The sequence below is a fragment of the Gammaproteobacteria bacterium genome (genome assembly GCA_015709635.1).
In the GTDB taxonomy this organism is placed as follows: Bacteria; Pseudomonadota; Gammaproteobacteria; order Burkholderiales; family Nitrosomonadaceae; genus Nitrosomonas.
In genome coordinates, this window is sequence record CP054180.1 from 586,954 (window position 1) to 613,654 (window position 26,701).

A 26,701-nucleotide genomic window follows, 5' to 3' on the forward strand; every position below is an offset into this window, starting at 1 on the left:
AAAACAACAATAATGAGAATGATTCCTATTATATTGGATAATGTTTAAAATGCAATGTTTGTTGTCAATTTCTATTGAAATAGAAAATTAAGTCACTGAGAGTAGAACAAAATTATGACACTCGAAGAAGCGTTGTCGAAAGCAAAGGAATTAATCACTGCGGGTAAGTTCAACGATGCGGACAAAATTCTGGAGCCGCTGAAAAGTGAATATCCACTATCGCCGGATGTCGCACGCTTATGGTGCTCCCTGGCGATGCGCACCGGCCGGGCAGCCGATGTGCCGGCGTATGCAGCGAAAATTTATGCGCAAGTAGCGGGCGATTTTCACAAAGCGCACTGGGCACATGTGCTGGGGACCGCAAACTTCATTTTGCTGGATTTGTCTGCCGCGCATGTGCATTTTAGCGATGCGCTGAATCATTTATTGGCGTTGGCCAAATCGGGAAAAATTCCGCCGCAAAAAGGACAAGAGAAGCAATTGCAAACCGGCATAAACGCATTTGTTTCCGGCGAAGCGGAGAAATTGTTGTGGACTACCTGCGCGCAATTAGCCCGATTGAATATTCCGGCATTTCCCTTCGCCGGTACATTGCTGGGACTGGTTCGCAATGGCCGCTTGCTGGATTTCGATAAGGATCTCGATATCGCCGTGCGCATGGAATCCTGGGATACTTGTTGCGCCGCACTGGAACAGGCGGGCTGGGTGCGCGCACCGATGCGGATCGAATACGCCAATTATCGCGATTACGTGCATGCGGAATTGGGGATCACACTGGATGTCTGCGGCTTGCAAGCTCGAGGAAAACAACTCGTGGGAGGCTTCGCGCTACCCGGTTATGCGGATGAGTATCAGCGGGTGTCGGTTTTTCCCGGATTAGACTTGATGCAACGCGATAGCGATTACGGTGCTGTCTGGTTTCCACGCCAACCAGAAAAAATTTTGGCCGCCTTTTACGGCGACTGGCGCACACCGAACCCCCATTGGGATACCGTGGTATCCGCGTGTAACCTGGAAAACTTTACCCTGCTGGTGCGCTGCTATGCCTATCACCGACTGATACAGTTCTGGTTATTGGGTGACTTGACCAAAGCCTGGTGCTACGCGCATCAAATCGCGCTGAAGGACCCCGATGATGTGCTTGCACTGCGCAGCCGGCAATGGATGGAACGTGCCATGATGCGCTTAAACCGCGAGATACCCGTATGGCCGAAAAATCAGCGGCAAAAACGTGTGTACACGCGCATGGTGGCTGATCTGTTTCACGAAGGGCATGTCAATTTTTTGCGGGAAGCGCGTGCGCTGGGGACGCATTTGACGGTCTGCGTGGTTTCCGATGAGCGGGTAGTGGAAAATAAAGGCAAATTGCCCGTCATGAAGCAAGCGGAACGCGCCGCAGTCGTGGCCACCTGCAAATACGTCGATGCCGTCACGACGGAAACCCCGGCGAGCGTAACCCCGGAATTGATGCAATGCCACGGTTTTGACATCTACACCTTCGCTTGTGCTTCGGAACAGGAACGCCGGGAAAAATACCAGCTATGCGAATCCTTGCCGCCGGAGATGATTCAGGAACTGACCTACACCCCCGGCATTTCAACATCCGATCTGGTTATGCGCGTACGGGGTGACGCAGGGAGCAAATGAATGAACGGGTAGTATCAGCTGTACAATTAATTTTCAAAAAATAGTTCGTTCCATTCCGGTTAAAATCATTCCTCCGGCTGCAACGTCACCGGCACTTCAACTTTGTCATTGTTACGCAGTACGGTGATTTTGATGGTGTCGCCGATTTTGTAGCTATCGATGCGGTTGAGCAGTTTATCCACGGAATCGATGGATTTGCCGTCGACTGCCACGATAATATCGTTGGCGATGATATTACCTTCCGGCGTCAGCGTGGCGCCGCGCAATCCGGCTTCATCGGCGGCTGAGCCGGGGCTGATACTTAAAATGACCACGCCGCTGACTTTCAGGAATTGAGTCAGCCTGTTGTTTAATTTGCTATCGACAGTGATACCCATTGCCGGGCGGGTGTACTTGCCGCGGCTGATGATTTGCGGTACCACGCGGTTGACGGTATCGACCGGTACGGCGAAACCGATCCCGGCGCTCGCGCCGCTCGGGCTGTAGATGGCAGTGTTGATGCCGATCAGGCGGCCGGCGGAATCGAGCAGCGGGCCGCCGGAGTTGCCGGGGTTGATGGCGGCGTCGGTTTGAATCAGATTGTCGATGGTGCGGCCATCCCCGCCGGGCAGCGAGCGATCCAGCGCGGAGACGATGCCGGTGGTCAGCGTCCAGTCCAGACCGAACGGATTGCCGATGGCGAAGACTTTTTGTCCGACTTTAAGATCGCTGCTGGTGCCGATGGGTACCGGAGCAGGGCGCTGGAAGCCGATGCCGATCTTCAGCACCGCGATGTCGTGCGCCGGGCTGGCGCCGACCAGGGAAGCCCTGTAATCGCGCCCATCGGCCAGACGCACGGTGGCTTCGCTGGCGCCTTTGACGACATGGAGATTGGTGATGATGTGGCCCTGATCGTCCCAGATAAATCCGGAGCCGGTGCCGCTCGGGACGGAAAAAATATTGCGCGTCCAGGCATCCATCACGCGTTGCCGGGTGGTGATAAACACCACCGAATCGCGTGAGTTTTCAAACAATTCAATCGTGCTTTTTTCGTCTTCGGCCAGATTGCCGCGTGCTTGAACCACGCGTGGTTCGGCGTGCTCTTGACCGTTTTGACCGGAAAAGAAATTCAGTTGCAGTGCACCCGGAAAATAGTGATAAAGGAAGCTGTGAAGGAATAACACCAGCAGGATGCCGGCGAGTGTATATCCGATTAAACGAACGAAGAATCCGTTAGTGGGCATGAGGTTGTGCTCCTTAAGGGTTATTTTTCATTATTGGTTATGCGCTTGCGCCCATCGTACCAGGTCGTGCTCGCTCATCGCGCCCGATTGCCGGGCGATTTCCCGTCCGCCTTTGAACAGCGCCAGAGTCGGAATACTGCGGATACCGTAACGCGCGGCTAATCCTTGCTCTTCTTCGGTATTGATTTTTATCAGGCGCATGTCCGGCTCCAGAGTAGCGGCGGCCTTGGCGAAAGACGGTGCCATCATGAGGCACGGGCCGCACCACGGCGCCCAGAAATCCACCAGCACCGGGATGTCGTTGTTGGTAATGTGGTGGTTGAAATGACTTTCGGTCAATTCGACCGGTTGTGCGGTAAATACTGCTTGATGACATGCACCGCATTTCGGCGACGCGCTGAGGCGGTCTGCCGGTACGCGGTTGGTGGCATGACAGTGCGGACATACGATATGCAAGGACATGACGGGATTTCCTGTTCGGTTTGTTTTTCGAGAGGGTGTTTTTTTCAGTCTTCGGGGAGTCCGGCTGCGTGCAGGCGGGCGCGCAGCGATTCGACTTCCTCGATCAGGTCGGCGACCAGCCCGGCCAATTCCGGATTGCCTTCGAAATCGCGTTCGATCATGACGATCCTTTTGATGCGTAAGAAGCTGCGGCTATCGAATTGCCAGGCCTCCGGGGCAGTGCCGGTTAAATCGCCGTTCAGCACCAGACCCCATTGCACGCGTTCGATGATCCATTCGCGGCTGACGTGGCAACTGCGCGCCAGTTCATCCAGACCGAATACGGTGTCTTCGAGTGAAACGGCGTCGATTTCAAGTGTCATGGCTTAGACTCCGAGATTCTGGCGCGGATTGAATGCGAGTTCACGCGCCATCATTTGGTAAAATTCGCGTGCTTTTTCTGTCGCAGCGGCCGGCAGTACCACTTCCAGCACCAAATAGAGATCGCCGGGAGCCGCCGCCGGAATGCCGCGCCCTTTCAAGCGCAGTTTGCGGCCCGGCTGGGAATTTTCCGGTACGCGTACTTCGACCGCACCATCCGGCACCGGTATTTTGACGGTTGCGCCCAGCGCCGCTTCCCACGGCGCGACCGGCAGCGCCGCGTACACATCTTTGTTCTCGATCCGGTAACGGTTGTGCGGGTTAAAGTGCACTTCCAGAAACAGATCGCCGGCAGCTTCACCGGCATGCCCCGGGCCGCCCTGTCCGGCCAGCCGGATCACTTGCCCGGCGTGCACACCTTTGGGAATGCGCACGTTCAATGTGTGTTCGGTGAGCACGGCGTGTCCCTGGCCGTCGAGTTTCGGCATGCGCAGTGTCAGATTGCGCGTGGCGCCATGGTAGCTGTCTTCCAGATCGAGCATGATTTTAGCGTGGTGATCCTCGCCGCGCCTGCGCTGATGAGTATGCCGGGCGCCAGCGCCCATCCGGGTGCCGAATAATTCGGCAAAGAAATCGCTGAAATCGGCCGCTTGCGCGTCGCTAAATCCGCCGCTGAATTCGAAATTGCTATCCCACCCAGGTGGCGGCTGAAAATCGCCGCCCGCTTGAAATCCGCGTTGTCCGAGCTGATCATAAGCGGCGCGTTTTTCCGGGTCGGACAGCACCGTATAAGCCTCGTTGACTTCTTTCATGTTCTGTTCGGCGTCCGCTTCCTTGGAAACATCCGGATGGTATTTACGCGCCAGACGGCGGAACGACTTCTTGATTTCTTCCGCGGTCGCGTCGCGCGAGACACCTAATGTTTTGTAGTAATCCTTGAATTCCAAGTGAGTCTCCCCCTCGTTGATCACGCTTCCGGCACTCGCATTATTGCCGCTTTCGGCGCATTAGTGAAGTTTCATCAATAGCGACAACCCTGCCGATTCTTCCCGACTAAATGGGTACACGGCAGGGATTTATCAAGTGTCAGGAAACGGCTTCAGAACGGCCCGGAGATTTCAAACGTCATGCCGTCCTCAACGCGACCGGTTTGACCGAGCTGTGAGCTGAAATACAGCCGTGAGCCGTCGGGACTGAACGCCGGGCCGGTGATTTCCGAGCGGTCATGACCCGCCAGTTGTAATAGCGGCAGAACCTTATCCGCGCTCAAAACCACGATCTGCATGTCACCGCCGTCCTCGGCGACCAGTAATTCGCCCGCGGCATTGCCGGTGATATTGTCTACCCCGGTTAATACCGGTGAAAGATACACAGCGGCATTGTAGAGGATGCTGAGATACTGCTGTTGTGCATCGTATGCCCACACGCGGTTGTCGCTTTTGGTGGTGAAATAAACAATCCCTTGGTGGTACCAGATACCTTCACCGCCGTTAAACCGCGTGCTGGCGGCGACCTGTTGGCGAGTTGGTGTAGCGGTTGCCAGCGGGTCGGGTAGGGGATGCCAGCGCACGGCGCCAATACGCCCATCCACGATTTCGGCTACTTCCAGAATGCCGTCGTCGAGATTGGGATTGCCGGTGCCATCGAAGCTGCGGGCGGTATAGCGGTAAAGACAGCCATCCGGCTGATCTTCGGTGAGATAAAGCTGTTTGTTTTGCGTATCCACCGCCACCGCTTCATGCCGGAATACGCCGAGCGCGCTTCTGACTTGCGCCGCCTTGCGGCCGAACGGATCGCATTCCCATACCTGGCCCTTGTCGATTTCCTCGCACGACAACCAAGTCTGCCACGGCGTATGCCCGCCGGCGCAATTGCGGTTGGTTTGACTCAGAATCGGATACGCATCGGCGATGTCGCCTTGAGCATTGAAACGCAGCGCGCCTGCGCCGCCGGCTTGCTTATCCAGCTCGCTGTTGGAGACATAAATCCAGCCGCCATCCCCGGTTGCGAATGTAGCGCCGCCATCGGGCGCCGCATGCCAGCGGTAATCGAAAAGTTTCTGACCCGAGCGGGCGATGATGCGCGATGTAAAGCCCGCAGGCAAGCGCACGCCGTTCTGATCCGGCGGCAGCAATCCGGTATGGGTTGTCAGCAGCGGAATCAGGGATGCAGCTTTAACGGCTGAGGGCAGCAAAGCGTTACCAGCAAAAATTCCCAGGCTGCTGAAACCGTATTGCAATAATTTGCGCCGCTGCGGGCTAAAAGTATTCATATGCACAACCTCATGGATAATCCGGACGCTGGATAACTGAGAGATAGTTTACAATGCCTTGCCGATTAACATCATTCGATGAAAGCATTTACCAATGATTCATGTTCTTAAAATAATTGTAACTCTGCTGATGTTCCTGACCGTACTGTTTTTTATCAATACCATGCTAACGATTACCACCGGTTTTTCAGCATGGCTCAGCACGGCTTTGTCATTTGCCTGTGCAGCAATGGCCGCCTGGTTCACGTGGAAACTGGCTGCCGGAAAAAGGACGCATGGATTTGTTGCAGTAATCAGCGGTGCATTAATCCTCGGCGGTTTATTTTTTACGTTAGGATTTTTAGGTCCCATGGTATTCGCCAAAGATACCAATCAAGGGCCGTTGATCGGTGTCTTTATTGCTGCGCCGCTGGGAGTAATCGTGGGGGCGATCGCAGGATATATGTATGCGTCCAAACGGCATGTGAGCGATTAAACTACTGCCTAGTTGTTTCTCGTGCGCTCAACGGTGATTTCAGCTTTGTTTATGGATAGTAATTTAAGGTTGTTTGCAAAAATGCCGCTACGGTTTTCTGTGAAAAGGTCTGTCAGCTCAATCTTTATTATTCTCTTTCTCATGGGATTCTTTCTTCTGTGGTAAAGCGCAATATTCAATATCCGGGTTATTCGTTGATGGATTATTCCAACAATCCGGGATTGATACGGTTTTTTTATCTTTAGCTTATGAAACTGGGTGCGGCACAATTTTTTTCTTTCTTACAAAGCGGACAGTTTGTTTTTTTGCCGGCACTTGTCGTTGGAATTTGTCTTTTACCGGTGGGATTTTATGTCGATCATTTGCATTGGCGTAACCAAGAGCGCGATTTGCGTGATGCGGTGTTCACTAGGCTTAGCCTGTTGCGCGCCACTTTGGAAGGCAACATCGCCAGTAATGCGCAATTAGTACAAGGCTTGGCCGCATCGATTTCAGCCGAGCCGGATTTGTCTACCGGTAAATTCGAACAATTGGCTCAATATCTGTTCAAAGGCCGCTCGCAATTGCGCAATATCGGTGCGGCGCCTGATTTGGTGATACGGTATATGTATCCGCTTGAAGGCAATGAAGCGGCCATCGGTATGAATTTCCGGGATCATCCCAAGCAACTCCAGGCCGTGTTACAGGCACGCGACAGCGGTAATCTCATTTTTGACGGACCGGTTGATCTGGTGCAAGGAGGACAGGGCTTTATTGCGCGCCTGCCGATATTTCTTGATGAAAATAAAGCCGGCAAAGAGAAGGTATTCTGGGGCGTGATCTCGGCTGTCATTGATGTGGAGCAATTGTATGCAGCCAGCGGCTTGCCGGATCTGGCGCAAGAATTTGACATCGCCCTGCGGCGGAATGATGCGCTGGACAAAGGTAAGGTGTTTTTCGGCATGAGCCGCGTATTCGATCAATACCCCGTGCTGCTGGATGTTTCCTTACCCAACAAAGATTCATGGCGGATGGCGGCAATCCCCAAAGGGGGATGGTCCGCGGCTAGCGGCAGTTCTATTTTTTTCCGCTTGGGTTTGGTTCTGGCCGCTATCCTGATTTTGCTGCCGCTTATCGCGATAGGAAGATTTCATCAGAAGAACCGGGATAGTGAAACACGTTTGCGGACGTTGTTTGTGATGTCGCCGATCGGTATCGCATTGAACGACTATACGACGGGAAAATTCATCGAATTCAACGATGCCTTGTTAACGCCTACCGGCTATCAGCGCAGTGAGTTATTGGATCTGACGTATTGGGATATCACGCCGCAGGATTATGCAGCTGATGAAGCGCTGCAGCTTGAAATTTTGCAGGCGACCGGTAGGTTTGGTCCCTACCGCAAGGAATATATCCGCAAGGACGGCAGCCGTTATCCGGTGCAGCTCAACGGAGTTGTGATCCAAGATGTTTCCGGGCGGAAATTGATTTGGTCGATTATTGAAGTGATTACCGATCTCATGCAAGCGGAGCAGGCATTGAAGGATAGCCGGGAAAGATATCAACGGCTGGTGGAAGATATTGGCGATAAATTTGTCATTTATAGCTACAAGGCGATTACCGGTGAGATCGTTTATGTCAGCGGCGGCATCGATAAGATTTTTGGTATTTCAAGAGAGGAAGCTATCGGAAAATTCTGGAATCAGATCGTAAACTGGTATCCGGACTCACTGAAATATGGCTACTTCATCATTAACCAGATCGCGCAAGGGAAAATGGATTTTGTGCAATTTGAGATGAGCTTTGTCCATCCCGATGGTAATGAACGCACGATCTTGGTCTCGACTCATCCAGCTGACGATGCCGACGGCGATTTGCGCATTGAAGGCATTGCCGAGGATATTACCGAACGCAAGGCGGCCGAACAAGCACTTGTTAACGCCCGGCGGGAAGCCGAGCGGGCAAACAAAGCAAAATCCAAATTCCTGTCCAGCATGAGTCACGAATTACGCACACCGTTGAACGCCATACTGGGTTTTAGCCAGTTGATGGAGCTGGAAGGTCTCAACAATCCGCATTTGAAGTACATCCGGGAGATCAAAAATGCAGGCGCTCATTTGTTGGCGCTGATTAATGAAGTGCTGGATCTGGCTCGAATCGAATCGGGACGGATCGAGCTGAAACTGGAATCCGTCGAAGTTCTTCCATTGATCGAGGAATGTATGAACCTGGTGCGGATACAGGCGGATAAACTGGATGTGCAGCTGACGCATACCGGGTTGGCAGGGAAAGTGCTGCATGCCGACCGGGTCAGGCTCAAACAAGTGATTCTCAATCTGATATCCAACGCCGTTAAGTACAACCGCCAAGGCGGTAAAGTGCACATCGAAGCGCGGGAATCGGAAAATCACGGTTGTTTGCGGATCGTCATTACCGATAGCGGAATTGGAATCGCCGCGCATAAGATGGCGGAACTTTTTCAGCCTTTTAACCGGTTGGATGCCGTGAACAGTGGAATTGAAGGTACCGGTATCGGCTTATCGATTACCCGGCAAATTGTCGAATTAATGGGTGGTATCGTCGGTGCGGAAAGCGAACTGGGCGTGGGCAGTACTTTCTGGTTCGAATTGCCGGTAAAAGAGCTGCCGGAAAAATAGGCATCAAAGGCAGTGCGTTTCACTATTCACTGCTGTGCTTTGATGATCACGCCCCCTTTGTTGTACTGCATGACAGTTCGATATTCAGCTGACAAAGAAATTGCGCATCATACCCATGTCCTCATGCTCCAGATTGTGGCAGTGATAGAGGAATAATCCCGTGTAGTCCTTGAACGGTTTAATAATTTCGACTTCTTCTCCCGGCATCACCAGCACGGTATCCTTCCAGCCGCTGTTGATGAATCCGTCTTTCACCGTATCGTAAGCGCTACCGAGGTTATTTTGCTTGCGCGACAGGATCTGAAACTGCTGGCCGTGGATATGAATCGGGTGCGGCAACGCCATCATCATACTCATCCCGCCGCCCCGGCCGCCGCGCATGCCGCCGCCCATGCCCCGGTTATCATGGGATATCCGGATTCTTTGCACGGTATTGACCGGTATCTTTTCCCGCTCCATATGATTTTGCATTTCGAAGGTTTTGCCGTTGAGATTGAATGCCATATGGCGCATGCCGATGGTGATCGGTACCACAATATTGGGATCGGAAGCATCCCTGGCTGTCAGGCGGTTTATGGGAATCAGCGTGTCCGGCAGTTTGGGCGAATCACCGACTTGTTCGGCGATGGTGAATCGGACGATGGTATCTTTCTCGCTCTGGCTTGCTGCGCCATCCATCATCATGCCCATTTCGCCCCTGCCGCCGTGCATGCCGCGTCCCATACCGCCACCCATATGCGCCGCCGATCCCTGGTACGGTAAACTTTGCAGCGTCAACTCTGAGCCGGGCTTGCGGCCGCTGAAATCGGCCCACAGTTCCACCCGTTCCGCCGGGCCGAGCATGACATAAGGGAGGGTCTCAGGCTTTTCCAGTAACGCGCCATCGGTGCCGATGGCAGTGACCGGTGTGCCGTCGCTCCAGCCCAGCTTGTAAATTCTGGAGTTGGAACCATTCAAGATGCGCAAGCGGTACGCACGTGTTTTTACGGGAATGACACTATCGCTTTGACCATTCACCAGGATAGTATCGCCCAGGAAACCACGCATACGTTGATGCATATTCAGCAGGTAGCGCAATTGATTGCCATGCGTAAAGCTGCGATCCTGGATAACGAGCGGGATATCGAATTCTCCGCCCGGTAAGTCCAGCTTGCGCTCGGCTTCGTCGGTAATGGTAATAAGTCCCGTCAAACCTTGGTATACCTGCGTGGCGGTCAATTCGTGCGTATGCGAATGATACCAGTTGGTGCCGGCGGGGTTTTTTACCTCGAATTCATACACGTATTGCTCACCCTGATGGATCGCGTACATCGGATGTCCGTCCATGATCTGTGGCACATGCATGCCGTGCCAATGGGTGACGCACGGTTCGGTCAATTGGTTATAAAAAAATATCCGTACCTTTTGGCCTTGTTCGAAATTGAGGATCGGCCCTAAATAGCCGGGTAGCTCTTTGAGTGCATTGTGCGGTCCTTTCAACAGTTTTCCGGTGTATTTAAAAACATGCGTATGAGCGCCCGGCAAAATCGGAACATCCGCGGTTTGCGCCGTCAATGCGATTTCGACATCGGCATTGAATGCGCTATTGGGTGTTTTGTTGATGGTGCGGTTTTCTGCGAATGCGAACCCGGGCATGGCGGCTGACAGTGTGCCGAGCGCCGCGTATTGCAGGAACTGGCGCCGTTTATAATTGATATTTGTCATGATTAACCTGTCGTGTGATTAACGATGAATTTCGAGCGGTTCGCATCAAATTGCAGATGATCCCGCTGCAACTATTTTCTGGAATTCAGTGTATCAGTTCAAACGTAATAAGCAATCGGATTTCAGTCGAATGAAAGGGTTCATTCTTATGCAGGAGCGGATGGATAAAAAACAGAATGAAGAGCTTAGAATGTGACCTGACTTACTTAAGCAGCGCCAGCAATAGTTGCGGTGATGTGTTTGCTTGAGCTAACACGGCAGTTGCAGCTTTTTGCATGATCTGCGCTTTGGTCAGAGAAGTTGCTTCTTGCGCATAGTCGGCATCTTGGATGCGCGATTGGCTGGCTACGGCAGATTCAGTACTGATATTGTTGTTGGTGACAACAGATTCCAGCCGGTTAAGTTGTGCACCGATCTTCGATCTTTCTTCACCGATGTGATTCAAAGCAAGATCCATCATATAAGTGGCAAATCCTGCATTATTGACCAGATCCAGATTTTGTATGCCCATGGCGACGGTATTCACTGCGCCGAAAGTGACATCCAGGGTGTCCCCTTTGTTTGCACCGACTTGAAGTTGTTTGTTGTTGCCGACTGCGGCGGCATTGATATTTTCCCAGATTTCGTAAAACCCGCTGAGTGGATTGGTGCCGCTACGTGAGCCGCTATCGGGGATAACGCTTGTTGCGGTTTGGATCGGTCCGCCATCGGCATCTGCACCGCCAATCGCACCGGTATCGGTATCGGTGAGATTCATACCGGCGATGAATGCGGCGCCATGTGCGACAAAATCCGCATTAAACGCATCGGCATTCGCATATAGGCCGCCCGTTGCTGCATTGATCGCATCGCTGAGGGTAGCTGTCTGATGCTGGTTCAGATAAACCATAACATCCTTGATGCCCGAGCCGCCGTTATCCTTGATGACTTGATGCAGGTAACGCACAGCGGCGTAAGCTGCGGAGTAATCATCCGACGTACCGCCCCAGGCTGCGCCTGCCGAACCGAAAGTCGCTGCCCGCGTCATGACGCCGCCAATGCCGACGCTGTTGATCGAAGATTGCAAGCGTTCGTCGGCACCATGGATGAATTCCGCAGCGCCTTCCATAAACCATTTTTGGTCTGCCGCGGGCTCAAACATCGAACCGATATTCATGCTGCGGTACATGACGGCGTGCACCATTTCATGCGCAATGATCCGGTCGTTATAAAACGGTGCGGTTCCGCCGTCCGGTAAATTGGGCGGCGTAAAATCGCTCATGTCGATCTGCAATTTGACATTGGTTGCTTTGCCGGTATAGCTACCAGGCACTGCACCGACAACCCGGGCGGCGGTGCCACCCGCGCCGTCGGTGAAAGTGGTCAGTTCGATATTCAGATCGGCACCGTCGGCGGTGATGCCGAAGTATTGCTGGATCTTGCTTTCCGCATCTTCCAGCCAGCCGTTTTGTAATCCGTACATAACAGCCAATTGATCCGAATTACCCAGGACACTGCTGCCGGAGGAATCAAATACCTTGTCGCCATTGAATGCCGTCGTGGTGGAGACTTTTTCTATTTCCTGAATCAGTTGATTCGCTTCTTCTTGCAGCGCTTTCTTATCGCTCACGCTGTTGGTTGAATTTGCCGCCTGTATGGAAAGCTCGCGGATGCGCTGCATTGCGGAGGTTATTGAGTTCAATGCGCCGTCGGCGGTTTGCAGCATGGAAATGCCGTCGCTGGCATTCCGGGTGGCCTGATTCAAGCCGCGAATTTGTGATGTCATACGTCCGGAGATGGCAAGGCCGGCGGCATCATCTTTTGCACTGTTAATACGCATACCCGATGACAACCGCTCCAATGAGCGATTCAAATCGTTTGTGGTCGCCGACAAGTGCCGCGAAGTATTCAGCGCTCCCAAATTTGTATTAATCGACAAACTCATGTTTTCATGATGATGGTATTCAGGTATGGTTTTTTAACGATTACCGGCTGAATTTCTTTAGCGGCTGAAGTAAATTTTCTGACAGGAAGGATTCAAATCGATACTGCAGTGGAATCCCGTGATGCAGATTTATAGTTCTTCACCAGGTTCTTGCAGATCAAGCATAGGCAACTCCAATCCCTCAATGGCCGGTAAAGCACGCCCGGCGATCCCTTGCAAATCGCCGTACATACCGACCGTGGATTCGATCACACCTTGAATCTGCATTTCCCGCTTGGCCCAGAGACGGGTCATGGTCTTACGTTCTTTGTCCAGATCCGCTTGCATGTCGGCAAATTTTTCCACGATCGCTTCGATGCGATGCTTGAATTTCGGTCCGGTTAAATAGCGATAGACCAACTCCATTTTGGTTTCCTGGCCTTCCTGGAATTGCCGCGTATTGGCGATTTCTATCAGGGATTGGCGCAACGCCATGACGAGCGGTAACGCCAGACGCGGTTCGGTGACCCAGATGCCGTCGATTTGTCCAAACGTTTCGATTTCCTTCGGTAACGTGCTGGATACCAGCACTGCGATTTCCGCTTTGGCGGTGCGTTGATCATTGCGCAGTTTTGCCAGCCAGCCGTCGCTCCAGTTTTTAGTCCGTTTGGATTCCCACAAAATTGCGCCGCACCGCTGACCTGATGGTCCCATCACGCGTTGCAATACATCGCCGCCAAATTCGCCTTTCGCGACCGGTTCAATGCTGTCCAGCGGAAATTTCAATCGCAACGCGGTTTCCAATTCGAGCTCCAGAACTTCACCCTGGAGTTGCTGTGAGCCCTGATCGGCTTTGCGTTTCAATTCGTCGATCTGGCGCTGCATCGAAGCAATCTGTTCTTCTTTCTCACTGACCTTGAGCTTGAGACTGTCTTCGGCTTCTTGCTTGGCTTTTTGCCGCACCTGGGTGATCGATTCCTGCACTCGTTTTTCAACGGTCAAATCCAGTTCCCGTTTGGCATCGTCCAGTTCACGCTGCTTGCGCAACAGATCGGCTTGTGTTTTTTGCGCTTCTTCCAGTTTGCTGTTGCGTTGCCGGAGAATTTCCTGCAATTCCAGCAATTCCTTGGATTTAGCTTCCAGATCGGATGCCAATGCGAATCTGGCTTTTTTGGCTTCTTCGGCAGCGATCAGCGCGCGTTCCGTTTTGAGTTTGCTGGCGACTTGCTCATCCAGTGTTTTTTGTGCCTCTTCGAGGGATTTTTGCTGTGCCTTCAACGCGGTTTCACGCTTGGAAACATCCGTCTCTTTCTGCGCCAGCTTCGCTTCGTACTCCTGCCGTGTAGCCTGTATCAGCGGCGCGGCGAGCGACTCGGTTAATTTGATTTCGGAGGTGCACTGTGGGCAGCGGATGGTCGGTTCGGTCATGTTGAAGCCTGTGGAAAGAATGTTTGATCGGAGTAACGATAAAACCGCTGCAATACGCGGGCGGTATCAAAGTTTAATTCAGCAGCAACGAATAACTTAATCCCACGACAGCGCAGGCTCCAATGACCGCGACAATTCCGGCTTTATACCGGAACAGCGCGATAAATGCCGCAACGCCGATCAGCGCGGAGAACCATTCGAATGCCGCATCAAACCCTTTTGGCCACAGCACGTGGTAAGCGAAGAACACCGCCAGGTTGACGATAACGCCAACAACCGCGGCCGTGATGCCGGTGAGCGGTGCGGTAAATTTGAGGTCGTGACGGGTTGCTTCCACCGCGGGGCCACCGAGCAGAATGAACACAAACGAAGGTAAGAATGTAAACAGCGTTGCAACCGATGCACCGCAAATCCCCGCCAGCATCAGCAGATCGGATCCGAAAAGCGCCTTGGTCCAGCCACCGACAAAACCGACAAAAGCCACAATCATGATCAGCGGGCCCGGTGTCGTTTCACCCAATGCCAATCCGTCGATCATTTGCGTTGGATTCAGCCAAGCATAATGTTCGACTCCGCCCTGATAAACATAGGGTAAAACCGCATAAGCGCCGCCAAATGTCATCAATGCGGCCTTAGTGAAGAACCAGCCCATTTGTGTCAATGTGCCTTCCCAACCGTACTGCATAGCCAGCAGCAACATGACTCCACCCCAAATCAGCAGTCCGGTTACCAGCAATACCAGGAACCGGCTCCACTGGAAGCGGGCGTGTTCGGGAATAGGGGTATGATCATCGATCAAGGCGGGACCATAAGTATTTTTCGATTTTGCGTGGTGCCCGCCGGTTTGGAATTTGTCCGGCATGCAATGAAACCCGATATAGCCGATTAAGCCCGCTATCAGCATGATATATGGGAAAGGGAGCTTGAACGCAAAGATGGCTACAAATGCGGCAACCGAAATTGCACGCAGCAGATTGTTTTTCAGCGCTCTAGAACCGATGCGGTAGGCCGCGAAAAGCACAATCGCCGTGACTGCGGGTTTGATACCGTACAAAATGCCCGCGACGGCCGGGACTTCGCTATAAACCAGATAGATCCATGTCAGAATCATCAGAATGATGAGCGACGGCAGCACGAACAGCGCGCCGGCCACAATGCCGCCCCAGGTGCCGTGCATCAACCAGCCGATGTAGGTGGCCAGTTGCTGGGCTTCCGGGCCGGGCAGCACCATGGTGTAATTCAACGCATGTAAAAAACGCTGTTCCGAAATCCAACGCCGTCTTTCGACCAATTCCTGGTGCATCATGCTGATTTGCCCCGCCGGACCGCCGAAACTGATGAAACCGAGTTTCAGCCAATAGATGAATGCTTCCATGAACGATACCGGCTCGGGCCGGCTTAACGTTTGCTGCTCGGCGGATGACATCGTGCTTGTGTAATAAGTGTATGAACGAAATAAGAGGATTATTGCTCGGCGATTTTTCTGGGTAGATTATTTTCAGCGGCTTGTTGCAGTATCAAATTCCGCTCCTGCTTCGGTAACTTGCTCAGCTTGGTAACCGTATCGAAAAATCGTTCCATATCCTGGTCTTGTTGCTTCAAAATGCTCTGAAATGCCGGTAATAATTGAGTATAAATCGAAACCGTTGCCAGCAATGCGTTATTTAGGGGTTGCGCAAACCAGCGGTCGTAGCTGTTAAGCTCCATTTTTTCCGCTTTCAGAAGCAAAAACTCTTTGCGCAGCTCATCAAAAATGCGTGTTTTCCCAATCCGTTTTTCAGTTTCACTGAGATCCGACTGGAAGAGTTCATGCAAGCGCTTACGATGTTTGAGTATCAAAGCGCTAAAGAGTGTTTCTCTTTCCTGCCGCGCGGTCAGTGCAATTTGCGCCGCAGCGCTGCCGGTGCTGTGAAGCCAGCGTCTGACCCCTTCGTGCTCGACCGCAGTGGCAAAGGATTCATTAAAAACCGTGTCGTCGGATACATACGTGACCTGATGCGCCAATTCATGAAAGATCAAGCGTGCCAAGTCCATTTCTGAGTAACCGATAAACGTATTCAGTACCGGATCGCTGAACCAGCCTAATGTGGAATAAGCACGGATTCCACCCACATGCACATCGTAGCCTTCCTTTCTGAGTTCTTCCGCGTAACGCTCAGCGCTTGCTTGCGAGAAAAAACCGCGATAGTTAACGCAGCCGACCTGCACAAAGCACCATTCTTTCAGTTTGACGGAGAGCTCGGGGGCCGCAAACACATTCCATACCACAAAAGGGCGCTCCAAATCGGCGTAGCTGGTATAGCTCAGATTATCCGGTAACTTCAATTCACGGCTGGCAAATTCGCGCAGCTGGACGACTTTGGCGAGTGAGTGTTTCAGTTTCGGATCGGTATCCGGATTTGCGATTACTTTGCTGATCGGTTGCGCGCGATGGATCACCTGAAAATGTCCATCGACGGCCTGAACATAATAAGGAAGATTGGCGCAGGCGCTGAGCCAAAATATCTGACTCATGATCAAGGCCAGTATGAAGGTGTGTAGGATTTGCTTGGTCATCTGATTCCCGAGTGTGATTCCTGCGGTAAGAATTCAATACCCGCTTTTTCCATATTTTGCCCGATAACGTCTGGTAATAACAGGCTTAATCCGGTTGTGGATTACGGCAATTTCGATGCTATCTGATTCAATTTTCTCCGGTTAATTCCCTGTTGAGTTTTATATCCTTGCGGCGAGAGCTCTCTATTTTTATCGAATAGAGCCGATATAGCTGTGCGTATTCAATAGGAAAGAAACTTTTATGACGAATGCTAGGTGCAGCTCCGGGAAAATTTTTCTTGTCGAGTTTTTCTCCTTATCACTTTTATTGCCACCAACCTTATGAAAGCCGAAGCCGAAATCTACTTGATTCTGGGTGTCACAAACGCGGGGCGGACATTCCGTCCCAGTGATTGGGCGGAACGCTTATGCGGGGCGATTGCCGGTTACGATTGTACAGGGCGCTGGGTTTACTCGGATCATGCACAGCCTGTAATACACCAAGGGCAAATTGGAGTACGGGTGGAAAAGGTGTTGCAGGAAATCAATCCGGCTGCTTATCAGTTCATGCTGCAGTTTGCTTCCAACAATCAGTTAAAAATACTGCCGGAAAGTGAGGTGATTCACCTAAGGGACGTTGCTGCAGCGAAAGAAAGCGTTTTGCCTGTACGAAAATTGACGTTTGCTGTCTGATTGCCTCCATCAAGAATCAGCTTTCCATTAATACCCCTCAGGATTTAGCCGGATAAGTTAAGGGTGATTGTTATGCCTTGCTTGCCTTATAGAGATTTAAGATATTCGAGCAAATCCAAACGCTGTTCTTTGCTGAGTGCGGGTAGCAGCGTTCCATCCGGCAGTGCTGTGCGGCCGGATGCATACTCGTGACCGCTGTTGTGATTACCCCAAATGCTGGTACGGAACAGAAAGCCGTCGTAGCCTGCCGATTTGAATCCCACTTTGTCCGGGTCGAATTCGCGTGATCCGACCATGAATTCGTCCGGGCGGTACTCGCCCTGCGCTGGATCGTCCGGTTTTCTTTTCGGCAGCAGCAGATCGTACAGCGTAGGTATCGAGCCATTGTGCAAATACGGGGCGGTGGCCCAGATGCCATTCAGCGGGCGGGCTTTGTAGGCCATTGCGGAAGTGAATGGTTGCACGGTAGTGTCAGGTGTGTAGTGGCCGTTTTTCAGGGAAGACCGAACTTCGTTATCAAAGTAGGTGTAGGCAAAGTCAAATGATCGTTCGATCCAGCGCCGTGCAAACCACTTGTCTCGGTCGGGTGTTGTCACCACATTGCGGGTCGCCGCCGTTAAAAGCGCGACCGCAGGTGCTTGACGGTTCAGTAGGATGTTTCCCGTGCTGACACTGACATACTGATTGCGCAAGATGCCGCTGTAGCCGGTGAACTCAATGGCGTTTACCGCCATTTTAGAATCGGTTCCTACCGAGGACACGGCGATCATTTTGGCAACGACACGGCGATCGGGGCCGCTGCGGTCAATTGAATCGTGGCACACTGAGCAATAGCGGGAGAATAATTCCGCGCCTTTCGCCATGCGTGTTTTATCGATCCTGGGCAGAATATGCTCCGGCCACCGCGGTGACTTCAATTTGCGCAAATGATTTTCCACCCGGCGCAGATTGCGGATATCGATGGAAGATTGAAAGTCGATATGTTTGGAACCGAATCCTTGTCCGCCTAAAACCGAGGATAGCGTAAAGCCGTCTTTTTCCTGCCAGTCCAGCGTGCCGAAGACGCCGATCAATTGACCGGCGTTGCGCGCCATTGGCCCCAATCCGCTATTGTCGACCCTGCCGTTCCATTGAATGTAATCATGTTGCGGCACATCCCACAGAAACGGGTAACTGACCGGTGCGTCTGCTGGGTTATAGATTATATTGCGCAACTGAATGCTTTGTTTGCCGGTTAAATACCTCTGCGTTCGTTCGATAATGTGGTCACGGTCACTGCTGCTGAGCACAGGTTCGATATCGGTCATCACTTGTGCCAGCTCATCCCGGGAAAGTAATCCGGCCAGCAGTTCGCGCATTTGCTGCGCGCTCATAATGTGTTCCAGCACACGATTGTAAATTCTCCCGAACGCATCCAGCCGCGCATAGCCGTAGCGTGTCAGCGGGCGTTGGGTATCCCGGGGTGTGTTGATGATGGTATAGGTTTTGATGCGTTGCGCATATTTCTCGAGGTCGGTTAATACTTCTTTTGCATCACTGTAGTGACCTTGCTTTAATACGTTGGCTACAAAACGATTCAGTTTTTCCGGATTCTCCAAAGTGGTGTACAAAGCTTCCGCCAAATCGATCATGAAATTTTCCATATCGGAGTTTGCCGGACCGCCGTCAATGCGGATTCCGCTGCCCTGATAATTGATTTGGGTGGTGTGGCAGGCGGCGCATGTAAATCCCATGAATGCTTTACCTTGGTATTCATCTTTTACCATTCCGGCGGGCAAGCCGTCCGGATTGCTGGCGGTTGCTCGCTGCGGCAGATAGCCGTAACGATCGATGTTGTCGTCAGTACGGAATAAAGCGGACGATGCGGGTTGCTCCAATAGCAGAAAAAAACTGTACGGTAATAAATTGGAACCCTGCGTTGTAGTGTAGAACCATAGGCTGTCAGCAGCGGACCAGCCTTGCTCGAGATAAACCGTCCGGGAAAATCGTTCGCCAAATTTACCGGTGCCACTCGTGTTGGCACCACGATCGGGATCGTTGTCGCGAAGCTCGTATAGCCGCCAAGATAAGCCGGTAACAAGCCAGACCATGATTAATATGCCGGAAATCAGCAATAAAAGTTTTATTGGCGATAAATAGCGCTTGAAAGATCTGGAACGTATCGGGATAAATGGCATCGTTCAGCAATTATTCAGGATTATTCTGATTAAATTCTAAGTTACCGTTTGGAAATTGTCTTTAATTGATTGATATTTTTTATAAATAAATATAATAACTCGATTTTCGCTCATTAATTGATGGTATAGAATCCAAAATTTCGGCTATGATTGATAATCAATTTTGTGTGAAAAAGTTGTGAAGAATATGTGAAAGTGGCTGTCTCACAGTAACAATAGAAAGGATGTTATGCAGATTTCTCCGTTTTGGTATTCATTGCTCGGCATAAGCTTCATATTCACATCTCTATCCGTTTCTGCTCAACCAACGTCCAGATTTACCATCGAAGAATTGCAACGCCTGGGTTTGCAGGCAAATGGGCTTGTTCAGGCTGCCCGGTCGCAAATAGAGATGGCCAAGGCAGGAGTCGTGGCGGCATCGGCATTTCTCAATCCGGAAGTAACTGTGATGGCGGGACCGGACACCCGGCGATTACCGTTTGATCTTACCGGACCGGCTTCCATGCAGCGCTCCGTAACGGTTAGTCAGCCTATCGAAAATCCTTTCATGCGCAGCGCGCGTATCAACGCTTCGGAAGCCGGGGTGGATGCTAGCCGCGCCAGTTATGATCAGGTGCGCGCCGATTTGGCGGCGCAACTGCGCATCCGCGCTTTTGAATTGCTGCTGCGTCAAGAGCAGGCGGCCATGGAGCAAGGAATATACGAGCTTGTGGAAGATGTCCGCCGCCGTATTGCAATTAATGTCGAACGGGGCGAGGTAGCGCGTTTTGAGTTGATCAGAGCGGAAACTGAGGTGCAAAGCGCGCTGAATCGCACGCAGGCAGCGCAATTGACTGTTCAGCGCGCCCGGCTGGCATTGATGCAATTGACGGCCGGTGCAATGCCTGTGGATTTTACGATCAGTGCTTCATTGAAAGACCCCGTTCAATTGCCCCCGCTGGAAACATTGCGCCAGGAAGTGCCCGCGGTAAATCCCGATGTGGCGCGTTTGCAAGCTGAGCAGGAGCGCGCCAATGAACGGATTAAGCAGGAGAAGGCATCCGTGTTGCCGCAGGTCAATGTACTGTACACCAACTATCAAGATGCGCAATTTACTTCCAATATTGCCGGGGCGAGCGTCCGGATTCCTATTTTTTACCGCCGCCGAGGTGAAATCGATACTGCTATTTATGATTCCGCGCGCATAAGAGAAACACTTGAGTTCCGCCGCTACGAGATCAGTCAATTGTTTGAATCTGCTTGGCAGGCTTTGCAGATTGCCCAGCGCCGGGTCGATATGTTCGAAGGCGGCCTGATTAAGGAAGCGGAAAATGCCGTGCAGATTGCTCAAGCGGCTTACCGGTTTGGCGAGCGTAGCCTGCTCGAACTGCTGGATACGCAACGTATACTCCGGGGAATTCTGGCTGATTCCTTGCAGGCACGCTTTGATCTGCAATCGGCTGCGGCCGAAATTGACCGTTTGCGCGCCCATTATCCGAAGGAGCTGGCTGTAGAATGAAAATAAAAGTATCAACGATCGGCGGCATCGTCATTGCCGTACTTTTGCTGGCCGGGTGCGGTAAAGAGGAATCCGGTGAAGCGCCCCAGGAAGAAGCAGTCGATCAATCAACGGATGAGCGCGATATCAATAGCATCACGGTCCGGTCCGAATTGGCCGGGCGTTTGAAAATCGGGCAACCATTGCTGGTCGATCTGGCGGATAAAATACAAGTCCCCAGCCGGGTTCAAGTGGACGAAGAACGAACCGCGCAGATCGGTTCGTATGTAACCGGACGCATCATCAATATGTTCGTGATATTGGGTGATTACGTCAAAGGGGGGGACCGTCTGGCGCGTATAACCAGCCCGGAATTGACACAATCGCAACTGGCTTTTTTACGTGCGTCGTCAAGGGTTGTGGTAACGCAAAAATCATTCGATCGTGCCAAGCATTTATTGGCCGCTGATGTGATTGCGTTAGCTGAAGTGGAACGGCGGCAGTCGGAGCTGGAAATCGCCCAGGCTGAGTTGAGCGCTGCAACCGATCAATTGCGGCTATATGGCATGGATGATGCTGACATAAAAGAACTTTCCAGAAAGGGAAAAATTTTACCCTGGCTGGATATCAAGGCGACCCGGGAAGGTTATATCATTGCGCGGAATGTGATTGTGGGGCAGGTGGTGCAACCTTCCGATCCGCTGTTCCAGGTTGCCGATTTATCTTCCGTCTGGGTTGTCGGCGATGTACCGGAGCAGATTGCGCGCGATGTCCGGCTTGGCCAGCATGTGGAAATCGATGTGCCTGCGATTGAAGGTAAAGATCGGGATGGTGTCATCATTTTTGTTTCCGATACGGTCAATCGCTTAACGCGCACTGTCATGACCCGGGTGATGGTGGCGAATCCGGATCGCAAGCTGAAACCGGATATGCTGGCCAACATGCATATTACCGATCCGCAGCATAAGTCACTGGTGGTTCCTGAATCGGCCGTGGTGCGTGAGTTGAATCAAGATTATGTTTTTATCGTCACCGGCAAAAACCGTTTTCAACGCATACCGGTTGAATTGGGTCCCGAAGTCGCTGATTTCCGCCCTGTGCTGAACGGGCTCACCATAGATCAGCGCATTGTGATGGATGGAGCCTTTCATTTGGACAACGAGCGTAAGCTTGCTGAATTGGAGTAGGCCGTGCTTGCTGCGATAGTAAATGTCATGATCAGGCTGCGACTCATCGTCGTAGTAGTGGCGCTCGCATTATGCGGTGCCGGTATCTATGCCGCAAAGCATCTGTCCGTCGATGCTTTTCCCGATGTTACCAATATTCAAGTGCAAGTGGCCACGGTTGCCATAGGCCGCAGTCCGGAGGAAATGGAGCGGCTGGTTACGGTGCCGGTGGAGATCGCCATGACCGGCTTGCCGGGATTGGTCGAAATGCGCTCGATGAACAAGAGCGGGTTGTCGCTGATCACACTGGTTTTTACCGATAAAACCGATGTGTATTTTGCGCGTCAGTTAGTGATGGAGCGCATCATCGATGTTTCTCCCCGCTTGATTCCCGGTATTACACCGGTACTCGGGCCGGTCTCGACAGGCCTTGGCGAAGTCTTTCAATACACCATTGAACACCCGAGTGACGGTAAACGGGCATTGACAAAGGAAGAATTGACCGAACGCCGGACAATTCAAGATTGGGTGGTGCGCCCTATGTTGCGCTCCATCCGCGGTGTGGCGGAAATCAATTCCATCGGCGGATATGTCAAAGAATATCAAGTGTATGTCGACCCCAATAAACTGCGGCACTATGATTTGACTTTGACCGAAGTGGACCGCGCGCTGGCCAGCAACAATGCCAATGCCAGCGGTAATATCCTGGCGCTGCGCTATGAGCAATACCTGATCCGTGGTGTCGGTTTGATCGCTACCTTGGATGACATTCGCAATATCGTGTTGAGAGAAATGGACGGCGTGCCCATTTATATGCGCGATGTTGCTGAGGTAACACTGGGTGGTGAAGTGCGTCAAGGGGCGAGTATCAAAAACGGATACACAGAATCAGTTGCTGCTATCGTAATGATGTTGCGCGGCGGAAACGCCAAAGAAATTGTCAGCCGTGTCAAAGAAAAAGTCGCTGAGATCAATGAAAGCGGATTGCTGCCGGATGGTTTGCAAATCGTGCCTTTCTATGATCGTTCGGTCATGGTCGATGCGGCACTGGATTCGGTCTACAAGGTGTTGATCGAAGCTCTGATCTTCGTCATTCTGGTAATGTTTATCTGTTTGGGGCACCTGCGCGTCAGCTTGGTCGTCTGTGCGACATTGATCATCACGCCGTTGATCACGTTCATGATCATGAACTACTTCGGTATTCCGGCGAATTTAATGTCATTGGGAGGATTGACCATTGCGATTGGCTTGATGGTCGATCCAACAGTCGTAGTGGTGGAGAATATCTTTCTGCGCCTGAGCCATGCGCCGAGCGGTGAGCCAAAAATTGTGACCATTGCCAAGGCGGCAGCCGAGGTCGGCGCGCCGGTCATTTACGGCATCATCATCATCGTTCTTGTATTCTTGCCGCTGATGACGCTTGAAGGTATGGAAGGCAAGATGTTTAGCCCGTTGGCGGTTACTATCTCCATTGCGTTACTGGTTGCGCTGGTGATTTCAGTGGTATTGTCACCGGTGCTCTGTGACTATGCTTTGAAAGGCGGCAGCGAAAAAGACACTAAAATTGTTGTCGTTCTTAAGTCCCTATATCTGCGCTTGCTCTATTTGGCGTTAAGAAACCCTAAAGGCACGGCGCTGGTATCCGTGGGTTCCTTGTTACTCGCGATCGGCTTATATCCGATGCTGGGCAAGTCTTTCATTCCGATTATGAAAGAAGGTTCCGTTACCCCTGTGATCATCCGGGCGCCTTCTATTTCATTGGAGAAATCCATTAAGCTGGAAATGGAAGCCATGCAGAAGATAGCAGCAATTCCCGGCGTCAAGACAGTCGTTTCTAAACTCGGGCGTGGGGAATCACCGGCCGATCCGCAATCGCAAAATGAATCCGACCCGATTGCCGATTTGGATTTGAAAGGATCCGGGCGGACGCAGGCGGAAATCGAGGAAGATATCCGTAAAGCCTTGGCGGATTTGCCGGGTGTCAATATTGTCATTTCCCAGCCGATTGCGGCACGGGTAGATGAAATGGTGACCGGGGTGCGCTCACAGGTGGCTGTCAAGATTTTTGGCGATGATCTGGAAGAGTTGCGCAAACTGTCTGAGCAAGTTGCCCGGATTGTCAAATCCACACGCGGTGCCAGAGACCTTCGCATCGAACGGTTGTCCGGTCAGCAGGAACTGACTATCAACATTGACAGGCACGCGATTGCGCGCCATGGGCTCAATGTTTCAGATATCAATGAACTGATTGAAACCGCCGTGGGGGGGAAAGCCGTTACGCAGGTTTTCGAAGGCGAGCGCCGCTTCACATTGTTGCTGCGGTTTCCGGAAAAATACCGGCATGATGTTGAGTCGATCAAGGATTTATTACTCAGACCGGCCAGCACTGGTGTTGCTGGTGGAATGGGAAAGGGGGGAATGCTGATTCCATTGAGTGCCGTAGCGGAGATCAAGGTTATCGACGGTCCGGCGGTTATTTCGCGTGAATTTGCTAAGCGCCGGGTGGTTGTGGGGGCCAATGTGCATAACCGGGATATAGGCAGCTTTGTGGCGGAACTTCAGCAACGGGTCGCTAAAGAGGTGAAATTGCCACCGGGTTATTATTTCTCTTGGGGCGGGCAATTCGAAAATATGGAGCGCGCCATGGCAAGACTCGCTGTTATTGTGCCGATTACCTTCATGGCAATTTTCTTCCTGCTGTTCATGCTGTTTAACTCGGTTAAACTTGCACTGCTCATTTTTACCGCACTGCCGTTTGCCTCCGTCGGCGGGGTTGTCGGCCTGTTCCTTACCGGAGAGTATCTATCGGTGCCCGCGTCGGTGGGGTTCATTGCGGTTTGGGGTGTCGCCATCTTGAATGGTGTGGTCCTGGTTTCTTTTATCAAGGAACTGCGGGAGCAAGGGCTGACTGTGCAAGAGGCGGTGAAAACAAGCTGTGAGGCGCGTTTCCGTCCGGTGCTGATTACTGCTGCGGCCACGATACTGGGCTTGGCACCGTTCCTGATCTCTACCGGCCTTGGCTCCGAGGTGCAGAGACCGCTGGCCATCGTGGTGATTTGCGGGCTAATTACCGCGACGGTGATGACCAAGGTGGTTGTGCCCATGTTGTACCGCTGGTTTGACGATCATAAGGATGATGCACCACCAACCACACCCAATCCGCCCGAAATTGCTGCCAGTACCGTTGCGGCTGATGGTCAGCATGGCGGCAAAGCGGTTACAACAGGCGAAACGCCAGCACAGCCGTCAGCGTAGGGAGCAGTGCGGCAATGAATAATCCCAGCGGATGGATCGACTGTTCATCGAATTTGCTTTTGAGAATGGCAAAACCGGCAGGATTCGGGGCATTGGCGATGACAGTCAGTCCGCCGCCGGTGACCGCGCCGGCAACCAAGGCGATTTTAAATTCCTCGCTCAATCCTTCGACGAGTGATCCCAGATAGGTCAGCGCGGCATTATCCGTAACCGCAGTCAACAGTGTGGCACCGAAGTACACAGCGGTATCGTCCATGTCCATCAGCAGCGGTTGCAACCACCATTGCTGCTGTCCGCCGAGCACGACCAATCCCGCCAGGAAGAATGCAACCAGTAACGCTTCGCGCAGAATCAATGGGCTCTGGTATTGTTGGTAAGCCGTGGTAAATCCCAGGAAGAATAGAAATATTCCCATGAACACTGCCGGATGGTGGGCAAACAATACCACGAGCGTTAGAAACAGCAGATGGATTAGTACCACCGTTAACGGAATTTTTGATGCAATGTTATTTTCTGTTGGACCGGTACGGCCTAATTCCTGCCGGAACAACCAAGTAACGGCAAATGCGTTGACAATGACCGCCAGTGCGGCTTTCCAGCCGAAAGTAGTCATCATAAAGCCGATATCCCAGTGCCATTTTGCGGCTACCATCAATACCGGTGGCGCTGCATAGGGAGTCAGTGTGCCGCCTATCGAGACATTGACGAACAACACACCGATCGTCGCATATTGCAAGCGCGTGGATATCTTTTGACTGAATAAGGTATCGCGCAACATCAGCGCGGCGAGTGTCATGGCGGCGGGCTCGGTGATAAATGAGCCGAGTAAGGGAACGAAAGACAGCAATAAAAAGTATATTGCCGTTGCTTTATTGACTGGCAAGACAGCTGCTCCACGCCGTACAGTCGCGGCAGCAAAATCCAGAACCGGCCGCGTCCCGGCAATTACCATAATGACGAATACAAACATCGGTTCGGTGAAATCGCGCGATTCGAGATAAGCAATTGCTTGCTGCTTGCCATTTGCAGCAAAGATAAACAGGATCAGAATCATCGCCCAGAAACCGAATACCACTTCCACTTCACCCAATAAATGCCAGATACCGGCATGGCGCGGCTGGGAATGTGCGAGATGTTCAAAAAATTTGGTGGAGAAAGTATGGATCACAGCCAATGCGAACAACAGTGCGGCAATCCATTCAATGGATGTTGGATTAATCATGTTCATGCGGGGTACATTACGGATAATGCGAAGATAGCATTCTTTTATGACTGCCGTGTTAAGAAA

19 protein-coding genes are annotated in these 26,701 nt (G+C 52.0%); 7 read left to right on the forward strand and 12 right to left on the reverse strand.

Translation table 11 applies throughout. The features are described 5' to 3' along the window. Window positions 1-114: 114 nt before the first annotated feature. Window positions 115-1,647 carry an adenylyltransferase/cytidyltransferase family protein gene (locus HRU78_02660; protein QOJ22680.1) on the forward strand — a complete coding sequence of 511 codons (1,533 nt, stop codon included), beginning with the start codon at window positions 115-117 and terminating at the stop codon, window positions 1,645-1,647. 65 nt (window positions 1,648-1,712) lie between these two features. Here the strand turns inward: HRU78_02660 and HRU78_02665 are convergent, their stop codons facing one another. From HRU78_02665 to HRU78_02685, 5 genes are all read right to left on the reverse strand, one after another. Next, window positions 1,713-2,870 (reverse strand): trypsin-like peptidase domain-containing protein, encoded by a 1,158-nt coding sequence (locus HRU78_02665; protein ID QOJ22681.1) that lies wholly within the window; start codon window positions 2,868-2,870, stop codon window positions 1,713-1,715. A 30-nt stretch (window positions 2,871-2,900) separates the two neighbouring features. Beyond that, window positions 2,901-3,332 carry a thioredoxin TrxC gene (gene trxC / locus HRU78_02670; GenBank protein ID QOJ22682.1) on the reverse strand — a complete coding sequence of 144 codons (432 nt, stop codon included), beginning with the start codon at window positions 3,330-3,332 and terminating at the stop codon, window positions 2,901-2,903. A 44-nt stretch (window positions 3,333-3,376) separates the two neighbouring features. Then, a complete protein-coding gene (locus HRU78_02675; protein ID QOJ22683.1) occupies window positions 3,377-3,694 on the reverse strand; it encodes a MerR family transcriptional regulator in 318 nt (105 codons plus the stop codon). A gap of 3 nt (window positions 3,695-3,697) precedes the next feature. After that, window positions 3,698-4,639 (reverse strand): DnaJ domain-containing protein, encoded by a 942-nt coding sequence (locus tag HRU78_02680; GenBank protein QOJ24887.1) that lies wholly within the window; start codon window positions 4,637-4,639, stop codon window positions 3,698-3,700. A gap of 152 nt (window positions 4,640-4,791) precedes the next feature. Continuing rightward, window positions 4,792-5,964, reverse strand: coding sequence for a DUF839 domain-containing protein (locus HRU78_02685; GenBank protein QOJ22684.1), 1,173 nt, complete (start codon window positions 5,962-5,964; stop codon window positions 4,792-4,794). Between the two features lie 94 nt (window positions 5,965-6,058). Between HRU78_02685 and HRU78_02690 the strand changes: the two genes are divergently transcribed. Further along, window positions 6,059-6,439, forward strand: a complete 381-nt coding sequence (locus tag HRU78_02690) for a multidrug ABC transporter permease (GenBank protein ID QOJ22685.1) — start codon at window positions 6,059-6,061, stop codon at window positions 6,437-6,439. A gap of 248 nt (window positions 6,440-6,687) precedes the next feature. Further along, entirely contained in the window at window positions 6,688-9,075 is a 2,388-nt protein-coding gene (locus HRU78_02695; GenBank protein ID QOJ22686.1) for a PAS domain S-box protein, read from the forward strand. A gap of 84 nt (window positions 9,076-9,159) precedes the next feature. Here HRU78_02695 and HRU78_02700 read toward each other — a convergent pair whose 3' ends face one another. The 5 genes from HRU78_02700 to HRU78_02720 form a co-directional block, all read right to left on the reverse strand. Beyond that, a complete protein-coding gene (locus HRU78_02700; protein ID QOJ22687.1) occupies window positions 9,160-10,779 on the reverse strand; it encodes a multicopper oxidase domain-containing protein in 1,620 nt (539 codons plus the stop codon). Window positions 10,780-10,981: 202 nt separating this feature from the next. Beyond that, window positions 10,982-12,703 carry a flagellinolysin gene (locus HRU78_02705; GenBank protein QOJ22688.1) on the reverse strand — a complete coding sequence of 574 codons (1,722 nt, stop codon included), beginning with the start codon at window positions 12,701-12,703 and terminating at the stop codon, window positions 10,982-10,984. 129 nt (window positions 12,704-12,832) lie between these two features. Continuing rightward, window positions 12,833-14,110: a DUF2130 domain-containing protein gene (locus HRU78_02710; protein ID QOJ22689.1), complete on the reverse strand. Its 1,278-nt coding sequence runs from the start codon at window positions 14,108-14,110 to the stop codon at window positions 12,833-12,835. 73 nt (window positions 14,111-14,183) lie between these two features. Beyond that, a complete protein-coding gene (gene chrA / locus HRU78_02715) occupies window positions 14,184-15,536 on the reverse strand; it encodes a chromate efflux transporter (GenBank protein ID QOJ22690.1) in 1,353 nt (450 codons plus the stop codon). A gap of 38 nt (window positions 15,537-15,574) precedes the next feature. After that, entirely contained in the window at window positions 15,575-16,666 is a 1,092-nt protein-coding gene (locus tag HRU78_02720) for an aminopeptidase (GenBank protein ID QOJ22691.1), read from the reverse strand. 321 nt (window positions 16,667-16,987) lie between these two features. Between HRU78_02720 and HRU78_02725 the strand changes: the two genes are divergently transcribed. After that, window positions 16,988-17,338: a DUF3579 domain-containing protein gene (locus tag HRU78_02725; protein ID QOJ22692.1), complete on the forward strand. Its 351-nt coding sequence runs from the start codon at window positions 16,988-16,990 to the stop codon at window positions 17,336-17,338. 86 nt (window positions 17,339-17,424) lie between these two features. Here HRU78_02725 and HRU78_02730 read toward each other — a convergent pair whose 3' ends face one another. Next, window positions 17,425-19,515, reverse strand: a complete 2,091-nt coding sequence (locus HRU78_02730; GenBank protein ID QOJ22693.1) for a ribonuclease E — start codon at window positions 19,513-19,515, stop codon at window positions 17,425-17,427. Window positions 19,516-19,744: 229 nt separating this feature from the next. Here HRU78_02730 and HRU78_02735 point away from each other — a divergent pair, with 229 nt between their 5' ends. The 3 genes from HRU78_02735 to HRU78_02745 are packed head-to-tail and all read left to right on the forward strand — an operon-like array spanning window position 19,745 to window position 25,413. Then, window positions 19,745-21,013, forward strand: coding sequence for a TolC family protein (locus tag HRU78_02735; protein ID QOJ22694.1), 1,269 nt, complete (start codon window positions 19,745-19,747; stop codon window positions 21,011-21,013). Beyond that, window positions 21,010-22,179: an efflux RND transporter periplasmic adaptor subunit gene (locus tag HRU78_02740; GenBank protein QOJ22695.1), complete on the forward strand. Its 1,170-nt coding sequence runs from the start codon at window positions 21,010-21,012 to the stop codon at window positions 22,177-22,179. Before HRU78_02735 ends, HRU78_02740 begins: the two co-directional genes overlap by 4 nt. A 3-nt stretch (window positions 22,180-22,182) precedes the next feature. Continuing rightward, complete coding sequence (locus tag HRU78_02745) at window positions 22,183-25,413, forward strand: efflux RND transporter permease subunit (GenBank protein QOJ22696.1); 3,231 nt, start codon at window positions 22,183-22,185, stop codon at window positions 25,411-25,413. On the opposite strand, the gene HRU78_02750 is transcribed toward HRU78_02745, so the two are convergent. After that, window positions 25,376-26,635, reverse strand: a complete 1,260-nt coding sequence (locus HRU78_02750; GenBank protein QOJ22697.1) for a putative Na+/H+ antiporter — start codon at window positions 26,633-26,635, stop codon at window positions 25,376-25,378. The two genes, HRU78_02745 and HRU78_02750, sit on opposite strands and share 38 nt — an antisense overlap. Window positions 26,636-26,701: the final 66 nt, after the last annotated feature.